19 protein-coding genes are annotated in these 19,473 nt (G+C 57.3%); 2 read left to right on the plus strand and 17 right to left on the minus strand.

All coding sequences use genetic code 11. From position 1 onward, the window contains the following. Positions 1–157 precede the first annotated feature (157 nt). From J2S20_RS09340 to J2S20_RS09385, 10 genes are all read right to left on the minus strand, one after another. Positions 158–379, minus strand: a complete 222-nt coding sequence (locus tag J2S20_RS09340; protein ID WP_307255177.1) for a hypothetical protein — start codon at positions 377–379, stop codon at positions 158–160. Continuing rightward, complete coding sequence (gene mnmA / locus J2S20_RS09345) at positions 363–1,442, minus strand: tRNA 2-thiouridine(34) synthase MnmA (protein ID WP_307255200.1); 1,080 nt, start codon at positions 1,440–1,442, stop codon at positions 363–365. The genes J2S20_RS09340 and mnmA overlap by 17 nt, the downstream gene beginning before the upstream one ends. Further along, positions 1,435–2,649 carry a DUF1189 family protein gene (locus J2S20_RS09350; RefSeq protein WP_307255179.1) on the minus strand — a complete coding sequence of 405 codons (1,215 nt, stop codon included), beginning with the start codon at positions 2,647–2,649 and terminating at the stop codon, positions 1,435–1,437. Before J2S20_RS09350 ends, mnmA begins: the two co-directional genes overlap by 8 nt. A gap of 6 nt (positions 2,650–2,655) precedes the next feature. After that, complete coding sequence (gene metA, locus J2S20_RS09355; RefSeq protein WP_307255180.1) at positions 2,656–3,576, minus strand: homoserine O-acetyltransferase MetA; 921 nt, start codon at positions 3,574–3,576, stop codon at positions 2,656–2,658. Next, a complete protein-coding gene (gene ligA, locus J2S20_RS09360) occupies positions 3,554–5,560 on the minus strand; it encodes an NAD-dependent DNA ligase LigA (RefSeq protein ID WP_307255181.1) in 2,007 nt (668 codons plus the stop codon). The genes metA and ligA overlap by 23 nt, the downstream gene beginning before the upstream one ends. Continuing rightward, entirely contained in the window at positions 5,560–6,534 is a 975-nt protein-coding gene (locus J2S20_RS09365) for a pseudouridine synthase (protein WP_307255182.1), read from the minus strand. Before J2S20_RS09365 ends, ligA begins: the two co-directional genes overlap by 1 nt. 161 nt (positions 6,535–6,695) lie before the next feature. Further along, positions 6,696–7,721 carry a tRNA preQ1(34) S-adenosylmethionine ribosyltransferase-isomerase QueA gene (queA, locus tag J2S20_RS09370; protein ID WP_307255183.1) on the minus strand — a complete coding sequence of 342 codons (1,026 nt, stop codon included), beginning with the start codon at positions 7,719–7,721 and terminating at the stop codon, positions 6,696–6,698. Further along, a complete protein-coding gene (locus J2S20_RS09375) occupies positions 7,722–8,693 on the minus strand; it encodes a hypothetical protein (protein WP_146137119.1) in 972 nt (323 codons plus the stop codon). It abuts the gene before it with no gap. Between the two features lie 268 nt (positions 8,694–8,961). Further along, positions 8,962–10,467 carry an NHL repeat-containing protein gene (locus J2S20_RS09380; protein WP_106611386.1) on the minus strand — a complete coding sequence of 502 codons (1,506 nt, stop codon included), beginning with the start codon at positions 10,465–10,467 and terminating at the stop codon, positions 8,962–8,964. Between the two features lie 230 nt (positions 10,468–10,697). Then, positions 10,698–11,051: a hypothetical protein gene (locus tag J2S20_RS09385; RefSeq protein WP_106611385.1), complete on the minus strand. Its 354-nt coding sequence runs from the start codon at positions 11,049–11,051 to the stop codon at positions 10,698–10,700. A 200-nt stretch (positions 11,052–11,251) separates the two neighbouring features. Here J2S20_RS09385 and rpoN point away from each other — a divergent pair, with 200 nt between their 5' ends. Next, positions 11,252–12,634, plus strand: coding sequence for an RNA polymerase factor sigma-54 (rpoN, locus tag J2S20_RS09390; protein WP_106611384.1), 1,383 nt, complete (start codon positions 11,252–11,254; stop codon positions 12,632–12,634). Between the two features lie 62 nt (positions 12,635–12,696). Here the strand turns inward: rpoN and J2S20_RS09395 are convergent, their stop codons facing one another. The 7 genes from J2S20_RS09395 to J2S20_RS09425 all read right to left on the minus strand — a co-directional run bounded on the left by J2S20_RS09395 (position 12,697) and on the right by J2S20_RS09425 (position 18,848). Next, complete coding sequence (locus J2S20_RS09395) at positions 12,697–13,389, minus strand: RluA family pseudouridine synthase (protein WP_106611383.1); 693 nt, start codon at positions 13,387–13,389, stop codon at positions 12,697–12,699. Beyond that, positions 13,386–13,700: a GIY-YIG nuclease family protein gene (locus tag J2S20_RS09400; RefSeq protein WP_172463663.1), complete on the minus strand. Its 315-nt coding sequence runs from the start codon at positions 13,698–13,700 to the stop codon at positions 13,386–13,388. The genes J2S20_RS09395 and J2S20_RS09400 overlap by 4 nt, the downstream gene beginning before the upstream one ends. Then, positions 13,697–14,356, minus strand: coding sequence for a serine O-acetyltransferase (gene cysE, locus J2S20_RS09405; protein ID WP_106611727.1), 660 nt, complete (start codon positions 14,354–14,356; stop codon positions 13,697–13,699). Before cysE ends, J2S20_RS09400 begins: the two co-directional genes overlap by 4 nt. A 55-nt stretch (positions 14,357–14,411) precedes the next feature. Further along, on the minus strand, positions 14,412–15,218 hold the full coding sequence (locus J2S20_RS09410; protein WP_106611382.1) for an HAD-IIB family hydrolase: 807 nt from the start codon (positions 15,216–15,218) through the stop codon (positions 14,412–14,414). A 29-nt stretch (positions 15,219–15,247) separates the two neighbouring features. After that, positions 15,248–16,408, minus strand: a complete 1,161-nt coding sequence (gene tig, locus J2S20_RS09415) for a trigger factor (protein ID WP_106611381.1) — start codon at positions 16,406–16,408, stop codon at positions 15,248–15,250. Positions 16,409–16,471: 63 nt separating this feature from the next. After that, entirely contained in the window at positions 16,472–17,872 is a 1,401-nt protein-coding gene (locus J2S20_RS09420) for an aminopeptidase (protein WP_307255184.1), read from the minus strand. A gap of 262 nt (positions 17,873–18,134) precedes the next feature. Next, a complete protein-coding gene (locus tag J2S20_RS09425; RefSeq protein WP_307255185.1) occupies positions 18,135–18,848 on the minus strand; it encodes a S1 RNA-binding domain-containing protein in 714 nt (237 codons plus the stop codon). Between the two features lie 200 nt (positions 18,849–19,048). On the opposite strand from J2S20_RS09425, the gene J2S20_RS09430 reads away from it, so the two are divergent. Next, the gene (locus J2S20_RS09430; protein ID WP_307255186.1) at positions 19,049–19,462 is read left to right on the plus strand and encodes a Fur family transcriptional regulator; all 414 of its coding nucleotides are present in this window, start codon (positions 19,049–19,051) and stop codon (positions 19,460–19,462) included. Positions 19,463–19,473 lie beyond the last annotated feature (11 nt).

Here is a 19,473-nt window from a genome sequence, read left to right on the forward strand (position 1 = left end):
ACAGCCCTAGGGCTGTCTCGCTTTTCAATACGCAGATCTATTGTGGGGAAGCTATGAGGCGTCTCAGGCTCCGCCATTGATTCGTTTACAAGCCGCCATGCTTCAGGCTTCCCAGAACCTCTCCGTCCAAACCGGGTTTCCGACGCAGCTTCACTCCCTATCCGACGCAGTATACCATCTCATCGCAGGGCTCAAAGCGAAAACCGTTCACGATATCCTCTGCTCTCTCTGTTTCTCCCGTTGACTCCAGCTCCCGCGTCTCCGTCGGGCTGAGCGTCAGCAGAAGATTCTGTTTTGTCTCCTCATCCCCTCCGCCGCAGGCACAGAGCGTCAGCAGACTGACGAGCAGCAGGATGCAGCCTCTACAATATCGTACCACCCCCGAGCACATAGCCGGCCTCCGAATAAAATACCACTGACTGCCCCGGCGTCACCGCACGCTGCGGGCTGTCAAAGACTACCTTCACACGATCTGAGCCATCTGAAAAGATCGTGCAGTCCGCTCCCCTGTGATTATAGCGGATCTTTGCCCTCGCTTTCAAGGGTGCGCTGCCAGGCCCCTCGACCGCCATCCAGTTGAGCCGTGTGGCAAAGAGTGTGTCGGTAAAGACCTCCTCGGCTTCCCCGATCACAACCTCATTGGTCTCCGGGCGCAGCTCTGTCACAAAAACCGGATGTCCCAGGGCGATCCCCAATCCCTTTCTCTGCCCCACGGTGTAGTGCGTGATGCCTCTGTGCCTGCCGATGACTGTTCCGTCTGCCCGGACAAAATTCCCCTCCGGCGGCACCGCACCGAGTCTCCTCTCTATGAATCCGGTATAGTCCTGATCCGGAATGAAACAGATCTCCTGACTGTCCGGCTTGTCTGCGACTGTGAGCCCGGCCTCTGCCGCAAGCGCGCGTATCTCGTCCTTCGTGTACTCGCCGACCGGCATCAGCGTGTGCGAAAGCTGCTCCTGCGTGAGCTGATACAGCGCGTAGGTCTGATCCTTCTCCGCAGTCTTCGAGCTCCGCAGCGTGTACCGCCCTCCCGGGAGCTGCAATATCCGCGCGTAGTGTCCCGTCGCAATATAGTCCGCGCCGAGCTCCCGCCCGCGCCCAAGCAGCGCCTCCCACTTGATGCGCCGGTTGCAGACGATGCAGGGATTCGGTGTCCTGCCGCAGCGGTACTCCTCCACGAAGTAATCGACCACACCCTTTTTGAATTTCTCCTGAAAGTCCACGAGCTGATGCGGAATTCCCAGCTGCCCGGCCACGCGACGGGCATCCTCCGCGGCCTGAGAGGCGCAGCTCTTTTTCTGCATCTCCCGCGTCTCGTAAAAGGCATCCTGCCAGAGCTGCATCGTCACGCCGATCACATCATAGCCCTGCCTTTTTAAAAGCCAGGCCGCAACAGAGCTGTCCACTCCGCCGGACATGCCGACGATCACCCGCTCACTCATGCCGCTCACTTCCGCCGTCCGCATCTGAGGGCGCTCCCGTCTCTGCACTCTCCCGGCTCTCCTCTGTTCCGAAGCTCCAGCCGTCGCTCGGACGTATATCGCTGTGATTCAGCCTCTTCGGGAGCAGCAGCTCCGGCTCCTTCTGCGGCTTCATATTCTCCTCTGTCTCCGGCTTCTGCACACGGTCCGCTTCCCCTCTCGCGGGAGCCACTGCCGCAGCACCCGGCTCTGTCTGCGTCTTCTCTGCCTCTGCACCCGGCCGCTGCGCGGGCACGGTCTCATCCTGCTGCGGCAGCTCTGCATCTGCGGCCTCATCTCTCTGACGGGACAGCTCTGCATTCTCCTCCTCATCCGGGCTCTTCGGCGTCGCGATGCGCTGTTTCCGCTGCGCACTCCCCGGAGCCTCCTGCACCGCCAGACGCTCCAGTACCAGATATCGGAACACTCTTGACAGCACAAAGAGCGAATAGAGCATACTCAGTCCGGCGTATTCCGGCAGCGCAAAGTCGAAGAGAAAGAGCACCGCCCCCAGCAGCACCGGTGCGCTCCGCGTGTACGCAGAGAGCTTGTAGATATCGCCGTAGCGAAGCCGCACGCCCAGCACCATCCCGAGCAGGCGCCCGAAGGCCGCAATGACCAGCAGCCACAGGAAAAAGCCCGCGAGCTGTATGAAATATGTCAGCACCATGACGAGGATTGCCGCACGCACCAGATAGGGCACCGTCTTTAGGACATCTGCCTTCCGGAAGCTCAGATCCTCCGCCTGCGAGAACTCGATCAGCTGAACATTGCTCGGCTGCAGCGCCTCCGTGGGGCCCGCCTTGTAGATGAGACGCTCGGAATTCACGGCAAGCACCACGTCGTTCAGCGCAAGCAGGGTACGCATGTCCTGTGAATTCAGCTCCAGCTGATTGTCCGCGTCCGTATTGACGTCAATATAGACACGCCCGGTCGCGTAGCGAAAATGCTGATTTGCGCTCAGCTTCCCGTCCTTCAGCTCAAAGACAAAGTCCGGCAGCTTCTCCTGCAGATAGCTGTGAAGCCCCCCCGTTCTCAGCTGAAAGCCGATCACCGGAACACAGACCGTGAAGAGCCAGAAAAGCAGGCTTAAGAAGGCTCCGAAAAAAAATACATGGTGTTTCCTTCGCTTCAGGAAGTCCGGATAGGCCCGGTAGTTCCAGAGCGAGCTCACAAAATCCTGAATCATAAGCCCTTACAGTCCTTTCTCCTCCAGTATGTACGGAGTCACCTGGTAGACATAGTAGTTCAGCCAGTTCGTGTACAGCGTATTCGCCATATTTCTCCACTTGAGCCGCGGACGCGACGCGGGGTCATCATTGTCATAGTAATTTACCGGGAGCGCCGGATGCAGCCCGCGCGAAAGATCGCGGTGGTACTCGGTATCCAGCGTCATTCTGTCGTACTCCGGGTGTCCCTGCATGAAGATCTGGCTGCCGTCCTGATTCATGAGCAGCAGCACCCCCGCCTCCGCGCTCTCCGCAAGAATATTCAGCTCCGGATGCTTCAGAATATCCGCCTTCCGCACCTCCGTCCAGCGGGAATGCGGACAGTACATATAGTCATCCATGCTGCGCACCAGCGGCACGCTGTGGCGCAGGAGCTCGTGGCAGTAGACGCCGCTGAGCTTTGTCTCGCGCTGATACTTCGGAATTCCGTAGTGGAAGTAAAGCCCCGCCTGTGCCCCCCAGCAGAGATGCAGGGTCGAGGTCACATGCGTCCGGCTCCACTCCATGATGCGGCAGAGCTCCGGCCAGTACGTCACCTCCTCATAGGGCATATTCTCCACGGGAGCCCCGGTGATGATCATGCCGTCAAAGCTCTGTCTGCGTATCTCCTCGAAATAGGTATAGAACTTGCTGATATGGCTCTTGCTCGTGTGCGTCGCCTCATGAGACTTCGTCATGAGAAAGCTGCAGTCCACCTGCAGCGGCGTATTGGAGAGCGCACGCAGCAGCTGCAGCTCCGTGTCCTCCTTCAGGGGCATGAGATTGAGAATCAGAATCTGCAGCGGACGAATATCCTGCGACATCGCGCGGTTTTCGTCCATGACAAAAATATTCTCCTGCTCCAGTATCGCCTTTGCGGGCAGATCATTCTGAATCCGAATCGGCATTGCTTTCACTCCCTTCTGCCAGTTTCAGAAAATCCTCCTCCGAGAGCACCGGAATTCCGAGCTCCCGGGCCCTCCTGTTCTTGGAGGAAGCGGACTCCTTATCATTGTTGATGAGATAGCTCGTCTTCGCGCTGACACTCCCCGCCGCCCTTCCGCCGCGGGCCTCAATATATTCCTTCAGTGCCTCTCTGTTTTTAAAATGGGTAATGCTGCCGGTGATCACAAAGGTCTTTCCGGCAAAGCGCTCCGCTGCGACGCTGCCCGCGTCCTCTTCCGCCTCCGCGAGTGAGAGACTCTGAAGCAGCGCGTCCATCAGCCTCGCATGCTCCGCGTCATCGAGAAATACCCGTATGGCGTGCGCGAGCACCTCACCTATCCCCTCGATCTCACAGAGCTCCTCTTCCGCCGCAGCCCGGAAGCGCTCCACCGAGCCCCTGAAGTGCCGGTTCAGCATCTTTGCATTCTGCAAACCTATCCCTGGTATCCCGAGCGCATACACGAAGCGCGTCATCGTCGTCCGCCTTGCCCGCTCCGCCGCGGCGATAAGTTTCTCTGCCGACCTCTCTCCAAAGCCCTCCAGCGCCGCGATCTCCGCGCGATACCGCTCCAGCCGGAAGAGATCCGCATACTCATGAATGAAGCCTGCGGCGATGAGCTTCTCCAGCGTCGCCTCTGAGAGTCCCTCAATATTCAGCGCATCCCGGCTCGTCATGAGTGCAAGGCGCTTGATCTTCTTGATCACACAGTCGGGATTGGGACAGAGCAGTGTCTCGATCTCATTTTCCCGGTGCAGCTCTGTCTCAGCTCCGCAGACCGGACAGTGCGCCGGGATCTCCGACGTGCCGCTCTCTGTCAAATTCTCTGCAATCTGCGGAATGATCATATTGGCCTTGTACACCGTGATACGGTCGCCGACACCAAGCTTCAGCGCCTTCAGTATGCTCACATTGTGGACGCTCGCGCGGCTCACAGTCGTGCCCTCGAGCTCCACCGGAGAGAAGATTGCGACGGGGTTGATGAGTCCGGTCCGCGAGGGACTCCACTCGATCTCTCGAAGCACGGTCTCCCGCGTCTCATCCCCCCACTTGAAGGCAATGGCGTTCCGCGGAAATTTTGCCGTCGCGCCGAGCGACTCTCCATAGGCGATATCCTCCAGAAGCAGCACCAGTCCATCCGAGGGGAAATCATTTTCCGCGATCCGCGCCTCAAAATGATGCAGCTCCTGCAAAAGGTTCTCCGCTGTCACCGGAACATACTCCACCACATCAAAGCCCATGGCGGCAAGAAAGCGAAACTGCGCCTCGCGGGAATTCCGGAAATCGACCCCTTCCGCCTTTACCAGCGCAAAGGCGTTGAAGTATACCGCGCGCTCCCGCGTAACGCCGGGATCCAGCTGACGCACTGAGCCGGAGCAGAGATTCCTCGGATTCTTATACTGCGCCTCTGCCTCCGGGATGCTCTCATTGATTTTCTGAAAGTCCGAGTAGCGGATCAGCGCCTCCCCCCGCAGGACGAGCTCGCCCTGAAAGGGAATGCGCAGCGGAACATTCCGGAACATCCGCGCATTTGCGGTGATTACCTCTCCCTGCAAACCATTACCGCGGGTCACTGCCTTCTGAAGCGCTCCGTCCCGGTAACTCAGCACAACCGTGAGTCCGTCCAGCTTCCACGAGAGCAGCGCCCGCTGCGCGCCGAGCCAGCCAAGCAGCGCTCCCTCATCCTTTGTCTTGTCGAGGGAGAGCATAGGACTCTCGTGCTCCTCCTTCGGGAGCGCGGAGAGTATCTCATAGCCCACCTGCTGCGTCGGGGACCCGGAGAGCACCGTCCCCGTCTCCGCCTCCAGTGACAGCAGCTCATCGTAGAGCTGATCATACTGAAGGTTTGTCATGAGCTCGCGGCTCTCCTGATAATAGGCCCGCGCCGCCTGAGAGAGCTGTGTCACCAGCTCATGCATGCGGGCGAGCTTTCCGCCATCCTGCTTCATCAGCCTCTCCTTCTGCCGCTCTTTCCGCCACTGCCTCTGCTGCCCTCATCGTCCTGTCTGCGACGCTTGAAGTAAGCGCGCTGTCTCTCCTTATAGTTCTCGTCCCGGCGGCGATCCACAGCGGAGAGACCCTTCCTCTTCGCCGCGCTGCCTCTCCTCGCGCTGCCTGTTCCGGAACCCGAAGCACTGCCGCTGCCGGAAGAAGCCTGCGGCGCCGGACGCCTTGCAGAGCTGTCCTTTTTCAGCATCCCGGAGAGCGTCTTCAGCTCCTCCGGCGTCACATTTCTCCAGCTCCCGGACTTCAGCCCGCCGAGCCGTATATTCATCACGCGCAGACGCTTTAAGCTGACCACATGATAGCCCAGCGCCTCGCACATGCGGCGGATCTGACGGTTCAGTCCCTGCGTCAGCGTAATATAGAAGCTCGTCTTGTCGCGGATCACCAGCCTGCAGGGACGGGTCGTGAGCTGCAGCTCATTCAGATGCACGCCCCTGCGCATATGCTCGACAAAGCCCTCCGTGAGTGCCTTGTCCACGCGCACAAGATACTCCTTCTCATGTCCGTTTGATCCGCGAAGTATCTCATCCACCAGCTCTCCCATATTTGTGAGGAGAATGAGCCCCTCGGAATCCTTGTCCAGACGGCCGATCGGATAGATGCGCTCCGGGTACTCCACCATGTCGACAATATTCGGTGCGCGGTCGTTGTCGCTGGTTGTGCAGACCACGCCGACCGGCTTATTGACCGCAATCAGCACCGGCTTTCTGCCCGATAATCCCTCCACACCGCCGAGCTCCTGTCCGTTCGCCCTGACGCGCATTCCCGGCTCAACCACGGTTCCGAGCTCCGCCGGAGCTCCGTCCACGGTGACCCTGCCCGCCTCGATGAGACGATCCGCCTCCCGCCGCGAGCAGTAGCCGCTCGCACTCAGGAATTTATTGATGCGCATCGCACCGTTCGACCATTCAAACATAATAATCCTCTGATTTTCTTCCGGACTGCGTCCGGAGCTGTGAGCACCCTCGCGCCTGCCTTTGCAGGCGAAATCTTCGCCCTGTTTTCATAAACAATGATCCGCATAGAAAGCAATGATACTCTCCGGAACCTTCACATTACAAATGTAAAAGATTGGTGCTAGCATATAAACATCGCGTCACCGAACGAAAAGAATCTGTAGCGCTCCCGCACCGCCTCCTCGTAGGCCGCAAGTATCTGCTCCCGCCCGGCCAGCGCACTGACCAGCATCACCAGCGTGGACTCCGGCAGGTGAAAATTTGTGATGAGACAGTCCAGGATTTTGAACCGGTACCCGGGGTAGATGAAAATATTCGTCCAGTCGCTCTTCGCGTGCAGAATTCCGTGCTCATCTGCCGCGGATTCAAGCGTCCGGCAGCTGGTCGTCCCGACGCAGATGATGCGTCCGCCCGCCGCCTTCGCTAGATTGATGCGATCCGCCGCCTCCTGCGTGACGATATAGTATTCAGAGTGCATATGATGCTTCAGGATATCCTTCTCCTTCACCGGACGAAAGGTCCCAAGCCCCACATGCAGGGTGACATGGACAATATCCACTCCCGCACTGCGTATCTCCTCCAGCAGCTCCTTTGTGAAGTGCAGTCCCGCCGTCGGCGCCGCCGCACTTCCCTCATGCTCCGCGTACACGGTCTGGTAGCGGTTTTTATCCTTCAGCTGATGCCGGATATAGGGCGGCAGAGGCATCTGCCCGAGCTGATCCAGAATCTCCTCGAATATCCCCTCGTAAAAGAACTGTATGAAGCGGTTTCCGTCCTCGGTCTGCCCGACTACTTTTCCCCGCAGAAGCCCGTCTCCAAAGCTGATTACTGTCCCGATGCGGCACTTCTTTCCCGGCTTCACGAGCGTCTCCCAGATATTGTCCTCCTTCCGCGTGAGAAGCAGCACCTCAATCTTCGCGCCCGTCCCCTCCTTTGCGCCGATGAGACGCGCGGGGATCACCTTTGTGTCATTGATGACCAGGCAGTCTCCTTTTCTGAGATATTCCAGAATATCGCGGAAATGCCTGTGCTCCCGCTCTCCACTCTCCCTGTGCAGTACCAGCAGCCGGGACGCCGAGCGGTCCTCCAGCGGATCCTGTGCAATCAGCTCCTCCGGCAGTTCATAATTAAATTCCGATACGTCCATTTACTGTGCTGTCCTCTCTGCGCTCTCTGACTCTGCGCTGTTCTCCTGACTCTCTGCAGCGGATTCCTCTGCTGCGTCCGTCTCCGTCCCCGCTGCGCTCTCCTCTGTATTCTCTGATACCTGCTCTGTTCCGCCGCTCTCCTCTGCGGCAGAGGAAGCGCCGCCTATCTCCACGACAGCATCCTCGATCCCTGCCGCCTCACTGCTCTCCTCTGCGACTGTCTCCGCCTCCGTCGCGCCGACGCGAAGCCGCTCATAGAGAGAGCCGAGCTTCGCATCGCTCACCACCGCCTTTGCGAGCTCGCTGCGCTGCGCGCTGCTCATGCGGCGCACCGCCTCAGAGGCATCCGCAGCTGCCACCGCCGCTGCCTCCTCCTCCGTCAGTGTGCTCTCCTCCTTCATGTGACAGCTCCCATCCTCGCCCCTCACAATGTAGGCGCGCATCAGCATGGGTGCGGGCGTCTCGATCTTCCGAAACCACGCCTGCGTACTGATATAGACGATCCAGCTCTGCTCCCCGATTCCCGGAATAATGTAATTGACCGTATTTTCAAAGGACTCATACAACTTCCTCTCCTCTGACATACTCTGACGCAGCGCCTCAAGCCCGGTCTGATCCGTGATGCCGAAGACGCGGAGCATCTCATCCGCATCTCCGCTGACCCGTGCACGAAGAAAATCGCTGACCAGTGCGTTGACTTCCTCCTCCGCACAGCGCTCCGGCGCCGCATTCGCGTAATCATAGGGCTCTGTCTCCTCCGCACTCTCCTCTGTTTCGCTGCTCTCTGCCTGTTCCAGGCTCTCCGCCACAGCAGAGCTCTCCCTTGCGGCGGCTCTGCGCTTCGGCAGATCTGCAATGAGGATCAGCACGATCAGCACAAGTGCAGCGCCCGGCAGAGCGAGAAAGCGCAGGAACTTCCGAAACTGAAGTTCATCCATGCCCATTATCTTTCTGTTCTTCTCATATCTCACAGCTCTCTTAACCTCCATAAGCCTGTCCGACCAGTGCGGACAGGCCAACTATTCAGAGCAATAACGGGGGTGATGCTGCCGCCCCGCAGGATGCCTTTGAATCAGCTTATTTTAACAAAGCCGGAACCAAAATGCAATGAAAGTGCGCGCGCTTCCCGCCGTACCACACAACTTTGCACACACTTCCGGAATCGAGAAAGTGCGCCGGGCGATGATCGCCCGACGCACTCCGTCACCTCTTTTACCCGTGAGAGCTGTTGTACTGCACTCAGAAACCGCTCATGCGGAACACCATCAGCTCAGAGGCAGATTCATCATCCCGCTCCTGCGTCATCAGCAGCAGGACTGACCCGTCCTCTGCCATCCGCATATCCTCAATCCAGGGGTATCTTGTACCCAAAAACTCCTTCACGTCAACGGTGCCCACATAGGTTCCGTCCTTGCTCCAGAAGAAAATATCCCGCATATTGCCGTCCGTTGCAATATAGCCGTTCTCCGTCTCGACCATAGCTGTGATATAGCCGATCATATCCGGATCGTTTCCCTCTCTTCCGCCGAACTCAAGCTGCGTGTTTCCGTCATAATCGTACACGACGAGACGCTTATCCTCCTCGCCGCCCTCCAGCTCTGCATTTCCGCTGACCATGATACGACTGTCCGAGATCGCAACGGAATCTACCATGGAAAAAATGCCCTGTCGCGCCGCCGCATCCGACATATTGGTCAGTATCCACGGCTCGGAGACGAGGTTTCCGCCCTGATTACGGATCTTCTGCGTATCAGAGCCAACCCAGTAGCTGATCCCCCACTCACCTGACGGATGCATGTGCAGATAACCATCGACTGTTGACTGGAAGGTCATCACGCCGTCCTTCACACCCATCACATCACCGATCCCCGGAGAGAGATACAGCATGCCGCTGTGATCCGACGAGATATCATCACAGTCCCTCTCGAGCTCCAGCTCTTTCCCCTTTACGAGCTTATCACCCTGAAGCGTAAAGTAGCTTAGCTGCTTCTCATGCAGCAGGCAGAGCTGATCCCCCACCGTATCAAAACGGTACTCCATAATATCAAAGCTGGTATACGGCTCCTCAAACGGAATATACTCTGCATCTATGGTGTAGCTGCCGACCATCTGCGGCTTAATTTCCGGTGTGTAGGGCTCGCCCTCCCATGGGTAGGGAGCATCCTTCTCTCCCTCGTCCTTTAGTGTCAGAACCAGACCCTCAAGTACTTCCCTGACCTCTTCTCCGCCGACATCGCCCTCCACTTCTACATCGACGGTCGTCGCGGACGCCTCGTCCCGGCAGAACAGCGTGCTGCTGTCTTCGCTCCAGCCCGGGCATATTGTCAGCTCCAGATCTCCAAAGCTGCGCTTCTCTGCCTTGCCTTCCGCGTATTCTCTTAAATCTATGCCATAACGGCATACATCCTTCCGGAAGGAATAGGAACTCTGCTCCGAGGCTGTGATGAGAACATTTGTATCAGAGTCGTCCGGCGTTTCTCCGAGATAGAGCGAGGCCTTCGCATAGCTCTCATCCTCCTCCGTGGAATCCTCATCGAGCTTCCACTTTTCCGGATAATACAGGGTGAAATGCTCAAATTCCAGCTTTTTGCGATCTGCAAAGCGCTCCCCGGGCTCCTGCGCTGCGCTCTCCTCCCCCTTCGACTCTGCGGACTCCGTCGGCTTCTCTGCTTCTCCCTTTCCACAGGCCGCGAGCATAGACAATGCGATCAGGAGGGCTGCTCCTTTCCATACTCTCTTTTTCATTCCCTTCTCCTTTCTTCACCAGTGCTCTGCATTACTTCCGCATTCCAAACCAGACTTCTTCTGTCTTCTTCACAGCCTCGCTGTCAATGCGTCCTTTCTTTATCACTTTAGGAGAAATTCACGAAAAATACTATGGTACCAGGGATACTTTTTTACAGAACCTCCTGATTCTTCATGTGTTTTTTAATGTTTTGACACTGCGCGTTATTTCCCGCAGGCTGTGCTCTCACTCACAAAAGATCAGCGAGATAGTCGGCTGCATCCGCGAGCAGCTCTGCCGCTTCCTCCGGGCTGTCTGTCTCTCTGAGGAGCTGCAGCGCCGCATCCAGCAGGTCTGTCGCATCCTCCATGACGGCAAGCTCCTCCTCCATGGCCTCCCCCTTCGCACTGTAGCGCTCCTTCTCCGACATAGAAAGGAAGCTCTGATCCGCGCCCTCACGAAGCGCATCCAGCGCGGCTCTCTTTTTAAGCAGCCCCGCACTGTCGCAGGAGCATCCCTCGCGAAGCGCCTGCGCGAGCCGCTTCCGCTCCTCTCTGAGCTCCAGAACGAGCAATCGCAGGCTCTCCCTCTCCTGTTTTTTCATCCCGTATCCTCCTCTTCCGCACGGCAGTCCCGCACTACCGTGCAGATCTGTCCGCTTGCACATTATGTTTTTTCTATCTATGATACTGTTAAGGTCACGACAAAGCACAATCATCTTCCGACACATACAGATATGCTTCTGGCGCCATCGCGCTGTCCGCGATACAGCAGGGCGGCACACATCATTTCAGGAGGCCCTTCATGCAGCTGGAATTACAGCTCTCACAGAAACAGCAGATCACACAGAAAATGCTCCAGACACTCCATTTGCTGGAGATGAACACACTCCAGCTGGAGAGCTATATCGAGCAGCTCGCCCTCGAAAATCCCCTGCTTGAGCTTCAGGACTCCGGGGCCGGGCGCGCCGCGCTCTCCAGCGAGCTCGCCCGACAGGCAAAGCTTCAGCGACAGCTCGACTGGCTCTCTCAAGCCGACAGGCAGAACCGCATATACTACGAGGCAGATCACGCCGACAGCAGCGAAGACAGTATTCCGGACTACACACAGCAGGAGGAGACGCTCGCCGACTATCTGCGCGCGCAGCTTCTTCTGAACCGCTACAGCACCGGGGAGCGGCGCGCACTCGATTTTCTCCTCGCGTCGATCGACGCGCGCGGCTACCTCAATGAGTCTGCAGAAGAGGTCGCGGCGCGCTTTGCACTCCCGCTCCCGACTGTGAAGCAGCTGTTCCAGGACATTCGAAACCTGGATCCGGCAGGTGTCGGCGCAAGGGACCTGAAGGACTGTCTGCTGCTGCAGCTCTCCCGCAGGCCCGAGCACGCACCGCTCGCAGAGCTTCTGGTGCGTGAGCATCTCCCCGATATTGCAAAGCACCACCTGAGCCTGCTCGCCCGGAAGCTTCAGGAGAGCCCTGAAGCAATCGCGCGCGCAGTCGCTGAAATACAATCCCTGAACCCGAAGCCCGGCGGTGCCTTCAGCGACCGGATACAGCTCCCCTATATACATCCGGATGTCGTCGTCATAAAGCTCGAGGATCACTTTGAAATACTGGTGAATGAGTACCAGTATCCGCGCTTCACCCTGAACAAAAGCTACCTCTCCATGGCGGAAAACCCGCCGGACAAGGAGACCGGCCGCTATCTGAAAGAAAAGCTCCGGCAGGCGAAGGCTGTGCAAAGCGACCTCGCAGGCCGCAGCTCCACGCTCTCCGCTCTCTCTCGTGTCCTGGTCGAGCGGCAGAACAGCTTCTTCCGTCTGGGACCGGGTCACAAACGCCCCCTGAAGCTCTCGGAGCTCTCGGAGGCGCTCTCCCTGCACGAATCTACCATCAGCAGGGCTCTCAGCAATAAGTTTTTACAGTGCAGCTGGGGTGTTTTCCCCCTGAATTACTTTCTGAGCTCGGTCGCCGCTATTGATCAGCACTCCGGCATTGAAAAGACCCCCGAGCAGGTACAGCAGCAGATACAGGAGATCATCGACGCAGAAGACAAGACACATCCGCTCAGTGATGAAAAAATACGCGCGGTCCTTGCGCGCAGCGGCATTGTCATTGCGAGACGCACAGTAAACAAGTACCGTCAGCTGCTCGGCATCCCGGACCGCGGAGGGCGAAGGCTTCCTTAGGCAGAAGACTGCCCCGCGCCTCCTGCCTCTCAGTCGTTTTTCTGCCGGCTGCACGCGCTCCGTCACAGCTGACAGGGCGGCTCAATGGCAAAGTGAAGACGCTTCCGGCTCCGCGGATGCGTAAATTCCAGCGAACAGGCGCAGAGACAGAGCCGCGCACCCAGCTCTGTGCTTCCACAGAGTCCCCGCGGCGCTGTCTCCCGATATGCGGGATTATATTTTCTGTCCCCCATCAGCGGCAGTCCACGGGAAGCAAACTGCACCCGGATCTGATGATGCCTTCCGGTGAGCAGCTCGATCTCCACCTCGGAGATCTGCTCCCCCGCGGTAAACTTCTTTCTGAGCAGCCTGTAATTTAGCCTCGCCTCCTTCGCGCCCGGCTCTCCCTTACGCCCGCAGCGCGTCACATTTCCCTTCGTCTCATGCACAAGCCAGTCGGAAAAGCTCCCCTGCTTCTCCTTCGGCTGACCGCAGAGTATTGCCCGGTATTTCTTCTTCATGCCTCCCTCGCGCAGCTCCCGGGAGAGAGCCGCAGCGCTCTCCTTGTTCTTTGCAAAGACCATGATACCTGTAACCGGCTTATCCAAACGCTGAATCACAGCGACATAGGGTTCCTTTCCGCTGACGGAGAGGTGATTTCTGATCCGGTTCACCATATCCGGTGCAAGCCCTCTGGCCGCCTCACTCTCCACTCCCTCCGGCTTCACAGCGACCAGAATGTCGCGATCCTCAAACAATATCTCCAGCTCCGTCATAAAAATCCCTCTCTCTGCTCTGCACTCCAGCAGGCGGCAAGCGCCGCCTTTTCCTCATGTCGCAGACGCTTCAGAGCGCACTCCCGCTGCAGCGCGGCACTCTTTGAGTCGCAACGCTCCGCATATACAAGTGTGCAGGGCCTCCGGCTCCGCGTGTACTTTGCACCCTTCCCGGCATTGTGTGTCTCAAGTCGCCGCATCGGATCCGTCGTATAACCGCAGTAATAGCTTCCATCTGCGCAAAGAAGGAGGTACACATAAGCTGTCCCCTCCTTCGCCTCTCTCAGAGTATCATACATCTTTTCGTTCATGCGCCCCGCCGTATATCCGGGCTCCTCTGCGCGGCAAGCTCCTGCTCCAGCTCATCCACACGCCGCTTCAGCTGCTCAATTCTGTCCTGCAGCTGTCCGAGATCCGCACTGTAGGCGTGTGGCCGGCTCACGGAACGCCCGCCGACACGCACCGGCCGCGCAGGTATCCCGACTGCGGTGGAATCCGCCTGAAGTGGCTTCAGCAGCACAGCATTGGCAGCAATCTTGCAGTTGTCTCCGACCTCAAAGGAGCCCAGTATTTTTGCTCCTGCCCCTATTGTCACATTGTTGCCTATGGTAGGATGGCGTTTTCCCTTCTTTGTTCCTACGCCGCCGAGCGTGACCCCCTGATAGATCGTGCAGTTGTCTCCGACCTCCGTTGTCTCACCGATCACCACACCGGTGCCGTGGTCAATCAGTATTCCATGTCCGAGACGGGCGCCCGGGTGTATCTCGATCAGGGTCATAAAGCGTGACAGCTGAGAGATGAGTCTGCTGATAAAGTAGCAGCGCCGCAGCCAGAACCAGTGCGCAATGCGGTACGCAATCAGCGCATGCACGCCCTGATACAGAAGCAGAACCTCGAAAAAGCTCCGCGCCGCCGGATCTCTCTCCTGCGTCGCACGTACATCCAGATAGATATCATGTAGAAGCATGGCTATTCCTCCGGCCGGCAGCACTCTGCCGGCCATATGCAAGCTCTGTCCCGCCTCACAGCACGTTCAGCGCGTGAAGCGCCTGTGCAATACCATCGTCCAGAACCTTCCCCGCAATCATAGTCGCGTAGGGCTCCAGCACCGTGTCATGCACAGCCATAGCGATGCGGTGTCCCGCCTCAGAGGTAAACATCGTCAGATCATTTGCGCTGTCACCAAAGACATAGCAGTCCTCCGGACGAACGCCGTAATGCTTCCGGACAAAATTGATCGCACTGCCCTTGCTGCAGCCGAGAGGCACAAATTCATAGAAGCCGCGACCGCGGTCAATACAGTCAAAGTCCGGCACTTCCGTCACCAGCTTTTGGACCAGCTCCCGCTCCGGAAAAAGCGGGCTGGTCTGAATACAGAACTTATCAAAATCGTAGGAATGGTCCTCGAGGGCATTGACCTCCGTCTCCGCGTAGCAGCTGATGTAGTCCAGAAGGCCCTCCATGATCTCCGGATTCTTGAAGGGACGATCCGAAAAATAGATCGCCTCCTGTGCCTCCAGCACGGCATCGAGCTTCAGCTCCTGGATGAGCTTCCGAATCTCCAGCCCTCTCCGGTGGCTGATGCGCTTCTCCATCAGCGTATTTCCGTTCACGATGATCTGTGTGCCGCAGCCGCAGGCTGCACAGGAAATTCCAAAATTCTCCATCTCATACTCCAGAAAACACAGTGTTCTGCCGGAGTTGATAAATACCAGATGGCCCGCAGCCTGCAGAGAGTGTATCGCCTCCACTGCACTCTGCGGACATATCTTTGTCTCATCGTCGATCAGCGTACCGTCGACATCAAAAAAGAAGAGCTTTCTCTCCATTCCATTCACTTTCCGATTCCTGCAGGCCGTTACGGAGCGTTCGTCTCTGCGGTACTGCCAGCATCAGCCGCGCTCTCTGCCTCTGTTTCCGCAGCCGGAATCTTATTTGCTTTTTCAAGAATGAGATTTGCCACCTTCAGGTAGCGGGTCTCAAGATCCACCGCGTCCTGTCCCGCCATGGAGACAAGCATGCTCTTTGAGTAGCCATACTGCTTCTCGAGCTCCTTATAGTCCGAGTCACCGAGTGTGAAGCCCTCCGCATCGAAGATCCCGTCAATGAGCAGCCTCAGCTTTGCGGCGCTCTCGCCTGCCTGTTCAACCTGCTTATCGTAGTCCTCCTGTGACATGGAGAGCCTGTCGAGATAAGAATTCAAATCCATGCCGTACTGGGCAAGCTGGGCCTCCATACCGGCCCTCTGCTGCTCCATCTCGTACTGCAGCGCCTCCGGAGCAATCTCAAAGCTGGAGGCATCCATAACCTTCTGAATTGCGGAGCCAAGCTCCGCGCTCCGCTCTCTCTTCTCCCTCTGCTCTGTGAGCTGGGCGCGCACCGCCGCCTTATACTCGTCCACCGTCTTCTGTGCGCCCTCCGTGTACTTCTCCACCCAGGCATCGTCGAGCGTCGCTTCCTTCGACTCCTTCACGGCATTGACCTTGACCTCAAAGACCACGGCCTGCCCTGCGAGATCGGCCTGATGGTACTCCGACGGGAAGGTCAGATTCAGGCTTCTGGTCTCGCCCTTCACCGCGCCGATCAGCCCGTCCTCAAAGCCATCGATAAAGCTGCCGCTGCCGAGCTTCAGATCGTAACCGGTCGCCGTGCCGCCGTCAAAGGCCACCCCGTCCTTTGTGCCGCTGTAGTCAATATTCACCACATCGCCCTCTGCCGCCGGGCGCTCCACCTCGGTCTCCTCCGGATTCGCGGACAGTATCCCGGAGATATAGCTCTCCAGCTCCTCATCCGTCACCTTAACCTCGGAGACCTCAATATCGATCCCCTTGTACTGTCCAAGCTTCACGCTTCCATAGCTCTCCGGGGCCTTCTGGGCCTCAGCGCCGGTCTCTGCCGTAGCATCCGCTGCGGTCGCCGCGCTGCTCTCCTTGTCTGCGGACTTTCCGCAGGCAGCAAATGCACAGGCCGCAGCGCTCACTCCGGCAATCAGCAGCAGTCTCTTCCATGTAAATCTCATATATTTATCCAATCTCCTTTTGTGGTTAATGTAGCCGGCCCGCTCGGCGGACACCGGCGGTCTTTATTTATAAAAGGCCTTAAATGCCAGATAGGTATTGTAGATATCCAGCTTGCTTGTGATCTCAAAGGGCGCATGCATGGAAAGCACCGGGACGCCGAGATCCACGACATCTATGTTCAGCATCGCCACAAACTGCGCAATGGTCCCGCCGCCGCCGGCATCAACCGCGCCCAGCTCACCGATCTGCCAGTATACCTTCTCTCTGTCCATGATGTCGATCACCTTCGCCATGAACTCTGCGCTCGCGTCGGAGCTTCCGGACTTCCCGCGCGCTCCGGTGTACTTTGTGAGTACCACGCCATGATTCAGGAAGCTCGCGTTCTTCGCCTCAAAGACATCCGGGAAGGTCGGGTCGTAGGCCGCGTTCACGTCCGCGGAGAGGCAGGCGGAGTTCGCAAAGACCTCCTTCGGATCCGCGCCCTGATTGTCGCAGAGATAGGCGATGTAGTCGCGCACGTAGTTGGAGTGAAGTCCGGTATTTCCGACCGAGCCTATCTCCTCCTTGTCCGTGAGTATCGTGACTGTGGTGTACTCCGGATCTTCCGTCTCGAGCTGTGCGATCAGCGCCGGATAGGCACAGACTCTGTCGTCCTGTCCGTAACCGCCTACCATGGAGCGGTCAAAGCCGATGTCCCGCGCCTTGTCGGCCGGAACCATCTCGATCTCCGCCCGCGCAAAATCGCGCTCCGTGATGCCATACTTCTCATTCAGTATACGCAGCACCTCCAGGCGGAAGGGCTCACGCACATCCTCATCCGGATAGGGAATTGAGCCGAGGATAATATTCAGCTCCTCGCCCTTCAGTCCCTCTGCCAGCGTGCGCTGGGACTGCTTTGCCGCGAGATGCGGCAGAAGATCGGAAATACAGAACACCGGATCTCCCGGCTCCTCTCCTATATTAAAGTTGACGACGGAAAAGTCCTTTTTGATCACGACGCCGTGCATGGCAAGCGGCATGGTGCCCCACTGGTACTTCCGTATGCCGCCGTAGTAGTGTGTCTTGAAGAAGGCGAGTTCATTCTTCTCATAGAGCGGATTCGGCTTCAGATCAAGGCGCGGGGAGTCGATATGCGCGCCGTTAATGCGCACGCCCTCACGGATATCTCTCCTTCCGAACACTGTCGCAAGGATGGACTTTCCGCGGTTCACATCGTAAACCTTGTCGCCGGAGACGTACTGCTTCTTCGGATCGAAGCGCTCATAGCCCGCATTGACCAGCGCTGCCTCCGCATAGTTCACACACTCCCGCTCCGTCTTGCAGCTGGAGATGAAGTGCTTGTAGCCCTCGGCAAATTCCTGCGCCTTCGCAATCTGCTCCGGTGCTTCCTTCGCTATGTTCGGATACTCCCAGCAGAGCTCCTTCTCAAGTTTCTTTCCCTTTGAAAGCTTTTTTTCTGTCATTTTATCTTCCTTTCTCAGCTGACGGAATACAGCAGAGCATCTCTTTCGCTTACCCCCGGCATAAACCTCTCCGGGAGCTATAGCCGTGCAGATCTAAACACAGCGCGCAAATTCAAAGCCCCCCACCTGCATGACGGGTGGGCTGCTGCTTCGCATAAATTCCGTCTATCTTCTGAAAGATTCCACGCATACGCAACAAGCTAAAACCGGTACAAAGCAGAAAACCGGCAGCGGGCGCTGACGGTTTTCTCTTCCTGAATGCTCAGTTCAGCTTGATACCCTTCAGAAGGTCTCCCAGATTGGTCGTCGCACGAGTCTTCTCCTCGTACTTGAACCCTCCGGTCTCCTCAAGCGTATTGTCTCTCTGGAAGCTGCCCTCCGGCTCCTCCAGCGCACGGATGGAAAGGGAGATCTTTCCATCTCCGATCTTTATTACCTTGACCTTGACCTCCTGTCCCTCCTTCAGGACATCCGCCGGAGTCTTGATCCTCTTTCTGGAGATCTGGGATACATGGAGCAGTCCGGTCACGCCGCCGAGATCCACAAATGCGCCGTAGTCCTTCAGACTCTCGACCTTGCCGTCCACAATCTCTCCGACCTTGATCTGTGCGAGGCGTGCAGCCTTCTCCTGCTCGCGCTCCGCCTGCTCAATCTCACGATGAGAGAGCACCAGACGCTTCTTCTCCGGATCTGCCGTGATCACCACAACCTTGATATGCTTGTTCTGGAACTCCTCGAGCTTCTCCACATAATTAACAGAGAGCTGGCTTGCCGGGATAAATGCGCGCGTATCCTCAAGATAAGCGATGCAGCCGCCCTTCACGACCTCGATGATCTTGACGTCGAACTGCTCCTTCGTCTCGATCAGGCTCTGAAAGCGCTCCCACTTTCCGCCATCCTCATTCTCAACCTTCTTCGCGGTCTTGAATGAATCATTAATTTCCTGTTCAAAATCCTTCATGCTCTCTTCAGCCATGACAACCTCCCCAACGAACCGGCTATATGCCGTTATTGTCCCGATTATAGCACACTTTGTAAAGATTGGAAATGAAATAAATAAGAAGTGGCAATGAGCGGCACGGGGTGTTAGCCTCAATCTAAATAAACTTATTCTTGACTAACCTAGTAGACAAAGACTATCATAACGATAACAGTTCCTATTATCGATGAGGTGCTATGGAAAAGACGATCAAATACAGCCGCCAGCGTGAGGCAATTCTTAAGAATCTGATGTCGCGAGGCGATCATCCGACCGCGGACGCGCTGTACCAGTCTCTGCGCAGGGAATTTCCCTGCATCAGTCTCGGCACAATTTACAGAAACCTTTCTCTGCTCTCTGAGATGGGCAGTATACGGAAGGTACACTGTGATGATGGCACGGAGCGCTACGACCATGATACCAGCGATCACTGCCACTTCGTGTGCCGGAGCTGCGGACGCGTGATGGATCTTCCCATGGAACCTGAGCTGGATCTGAACCGCATGGCGGAGCAGGCCGGACTCGGAGAGGTGGATTGTCACTCTCTCATCTTTTACGGGTACTGCAATGACTGCCGAAAGGCAGGGCGTCAAAACACAGACAGCAACTGATTTTATAAAAC

This window comes from Moryella indoligenes, assembly GCF_030812885.1.
Taxonomy (GTDB): Bacteria; Bacillota; Clostridia; order Lachnospirales; family Lachnospiraceae; genus Moryella; species Moryella indoligenes.

Excerpts from the sequence above, each read along its gene's own strand:
- J2S20_RS09420 (WP_307255184.1), bottom strand. The coding sequence starts at position 17,872 with ATGACAGAAAAAAAGCTTTCAAAGGGAAAGAAACTTGAGAAGGAGCTC.
- tig (WP_106611381.1), bottom strand. The coding sequence starts at position 16,408 with ATGAGATTTACATGGAAGAGACTGCTGCTGATTGCCGGAGTGAGCGCT.
- J2S20_RS09385 (WP_106611385.1), bottom strand. The coding sequence starts at position 11,051 with ATGAAAAAACAGGAGAGGGAGAGCCTGCGATTGCTCGTTCTGGAGCTC.
- ligA (WP_307255181.1), bottom strand. The coding sequence starts at position 5,560 with ATGAAGCAGGATGGCGGAAAGCTCGCCCGCATGCATGAGCTGGTGACA.
- J2S20_RS09400 (WP_172463663.1), bottom strand. The coding sequence starts at position 13,700 with ATGAACGAAAAGATGTATGATACTCTGAGAGAGGCGAAGGAGGGGACA.
- queA (WP_307255183.1), bottom strand. The coding sequence starts at position 7,721 with ATGGACGTATCGGAATTTAATTATGAACTGCCGGAGGAGCTGATTGCA.
- metA (WP_307255180.1), bottom strand. The coding sequence starts at position 3,576 with ATGCCGATTCGGATTCAGAATGATCTGCCCGCAAAGGCGATACTGGAG.
- J2S20_RS09395 (WP_106611383.1), bottom strand. The coding sequence starts at position 13,389 with ATGACGGAGCTGGAGATATTGTTTGAGGATCGCGACATTCTGGTCGCT.
- cysE (WP_106611727.1), bottom strand. The coding sequence starts at position 14,356 with ATGCTTCTACATGATATCTATCTGGATGTACGTGCGACGCAGGAGAGA.
- rpoN (WP_106611384.1), top strand. The coding sequence starts at position 11,252 with ATGCAGCTGGAATTACAGCTCTCACAGAAACAGCAGATCACACAGAAA.
- J2S20_RS09410 (WP_106611382.1), bottom strand. The coding sequence starts at position 15,218 with ATGGAGAGAAAGCTCTTCTTTTTTGATGTCGACGGTACGCTGATCGAC.
- J2S20_RS09430 (WP_307255186.1), top strand. The coding sequence starts at position 19,049 with ATGGAAAAGACGATCAAATACAGCCGCCAGCGTGAGGCAATTCTTAAG.
- J2S20_RS09350 (WP_307255179.1), bottom strand. The coding sequence starts at position 2,649 with ATGATTCAGGATTTTGTGAGCTCGCTCTGGAACTACCGGGCCTATCCG.
- J2S20_RS09380 (WP_106611386.1), bottom strand. The coding sequence starts at position 10,467 with ATGAAAAAGAGAGTATGGAAAGGAGCAGCCCTCCTGATCGCATTGTCT.
- mnmA (WP_307255200.1), bottom strand. The coding sequence starts at position 1,442 with ATGAGTGAGCGGGTGATCGTCGGCATGTCCGGCGGAGTGGACAGCTCT.
- J2S20_RS09365 (WP_307255182.1), bottom strand. The coding sequence starts at position 6,534 with ATGTTTGAATGGTCGAACGGTGCGATGCGCATCAATAAATTCCTGAGT.
- J2S20_RS09425 (WP_307255185.1), bottom strand. The coding sequence starts at position 18,848 with ATGGCTGAAGAGAGCATGAAGGATTTTGAACAGGAAATTAATGATTCA.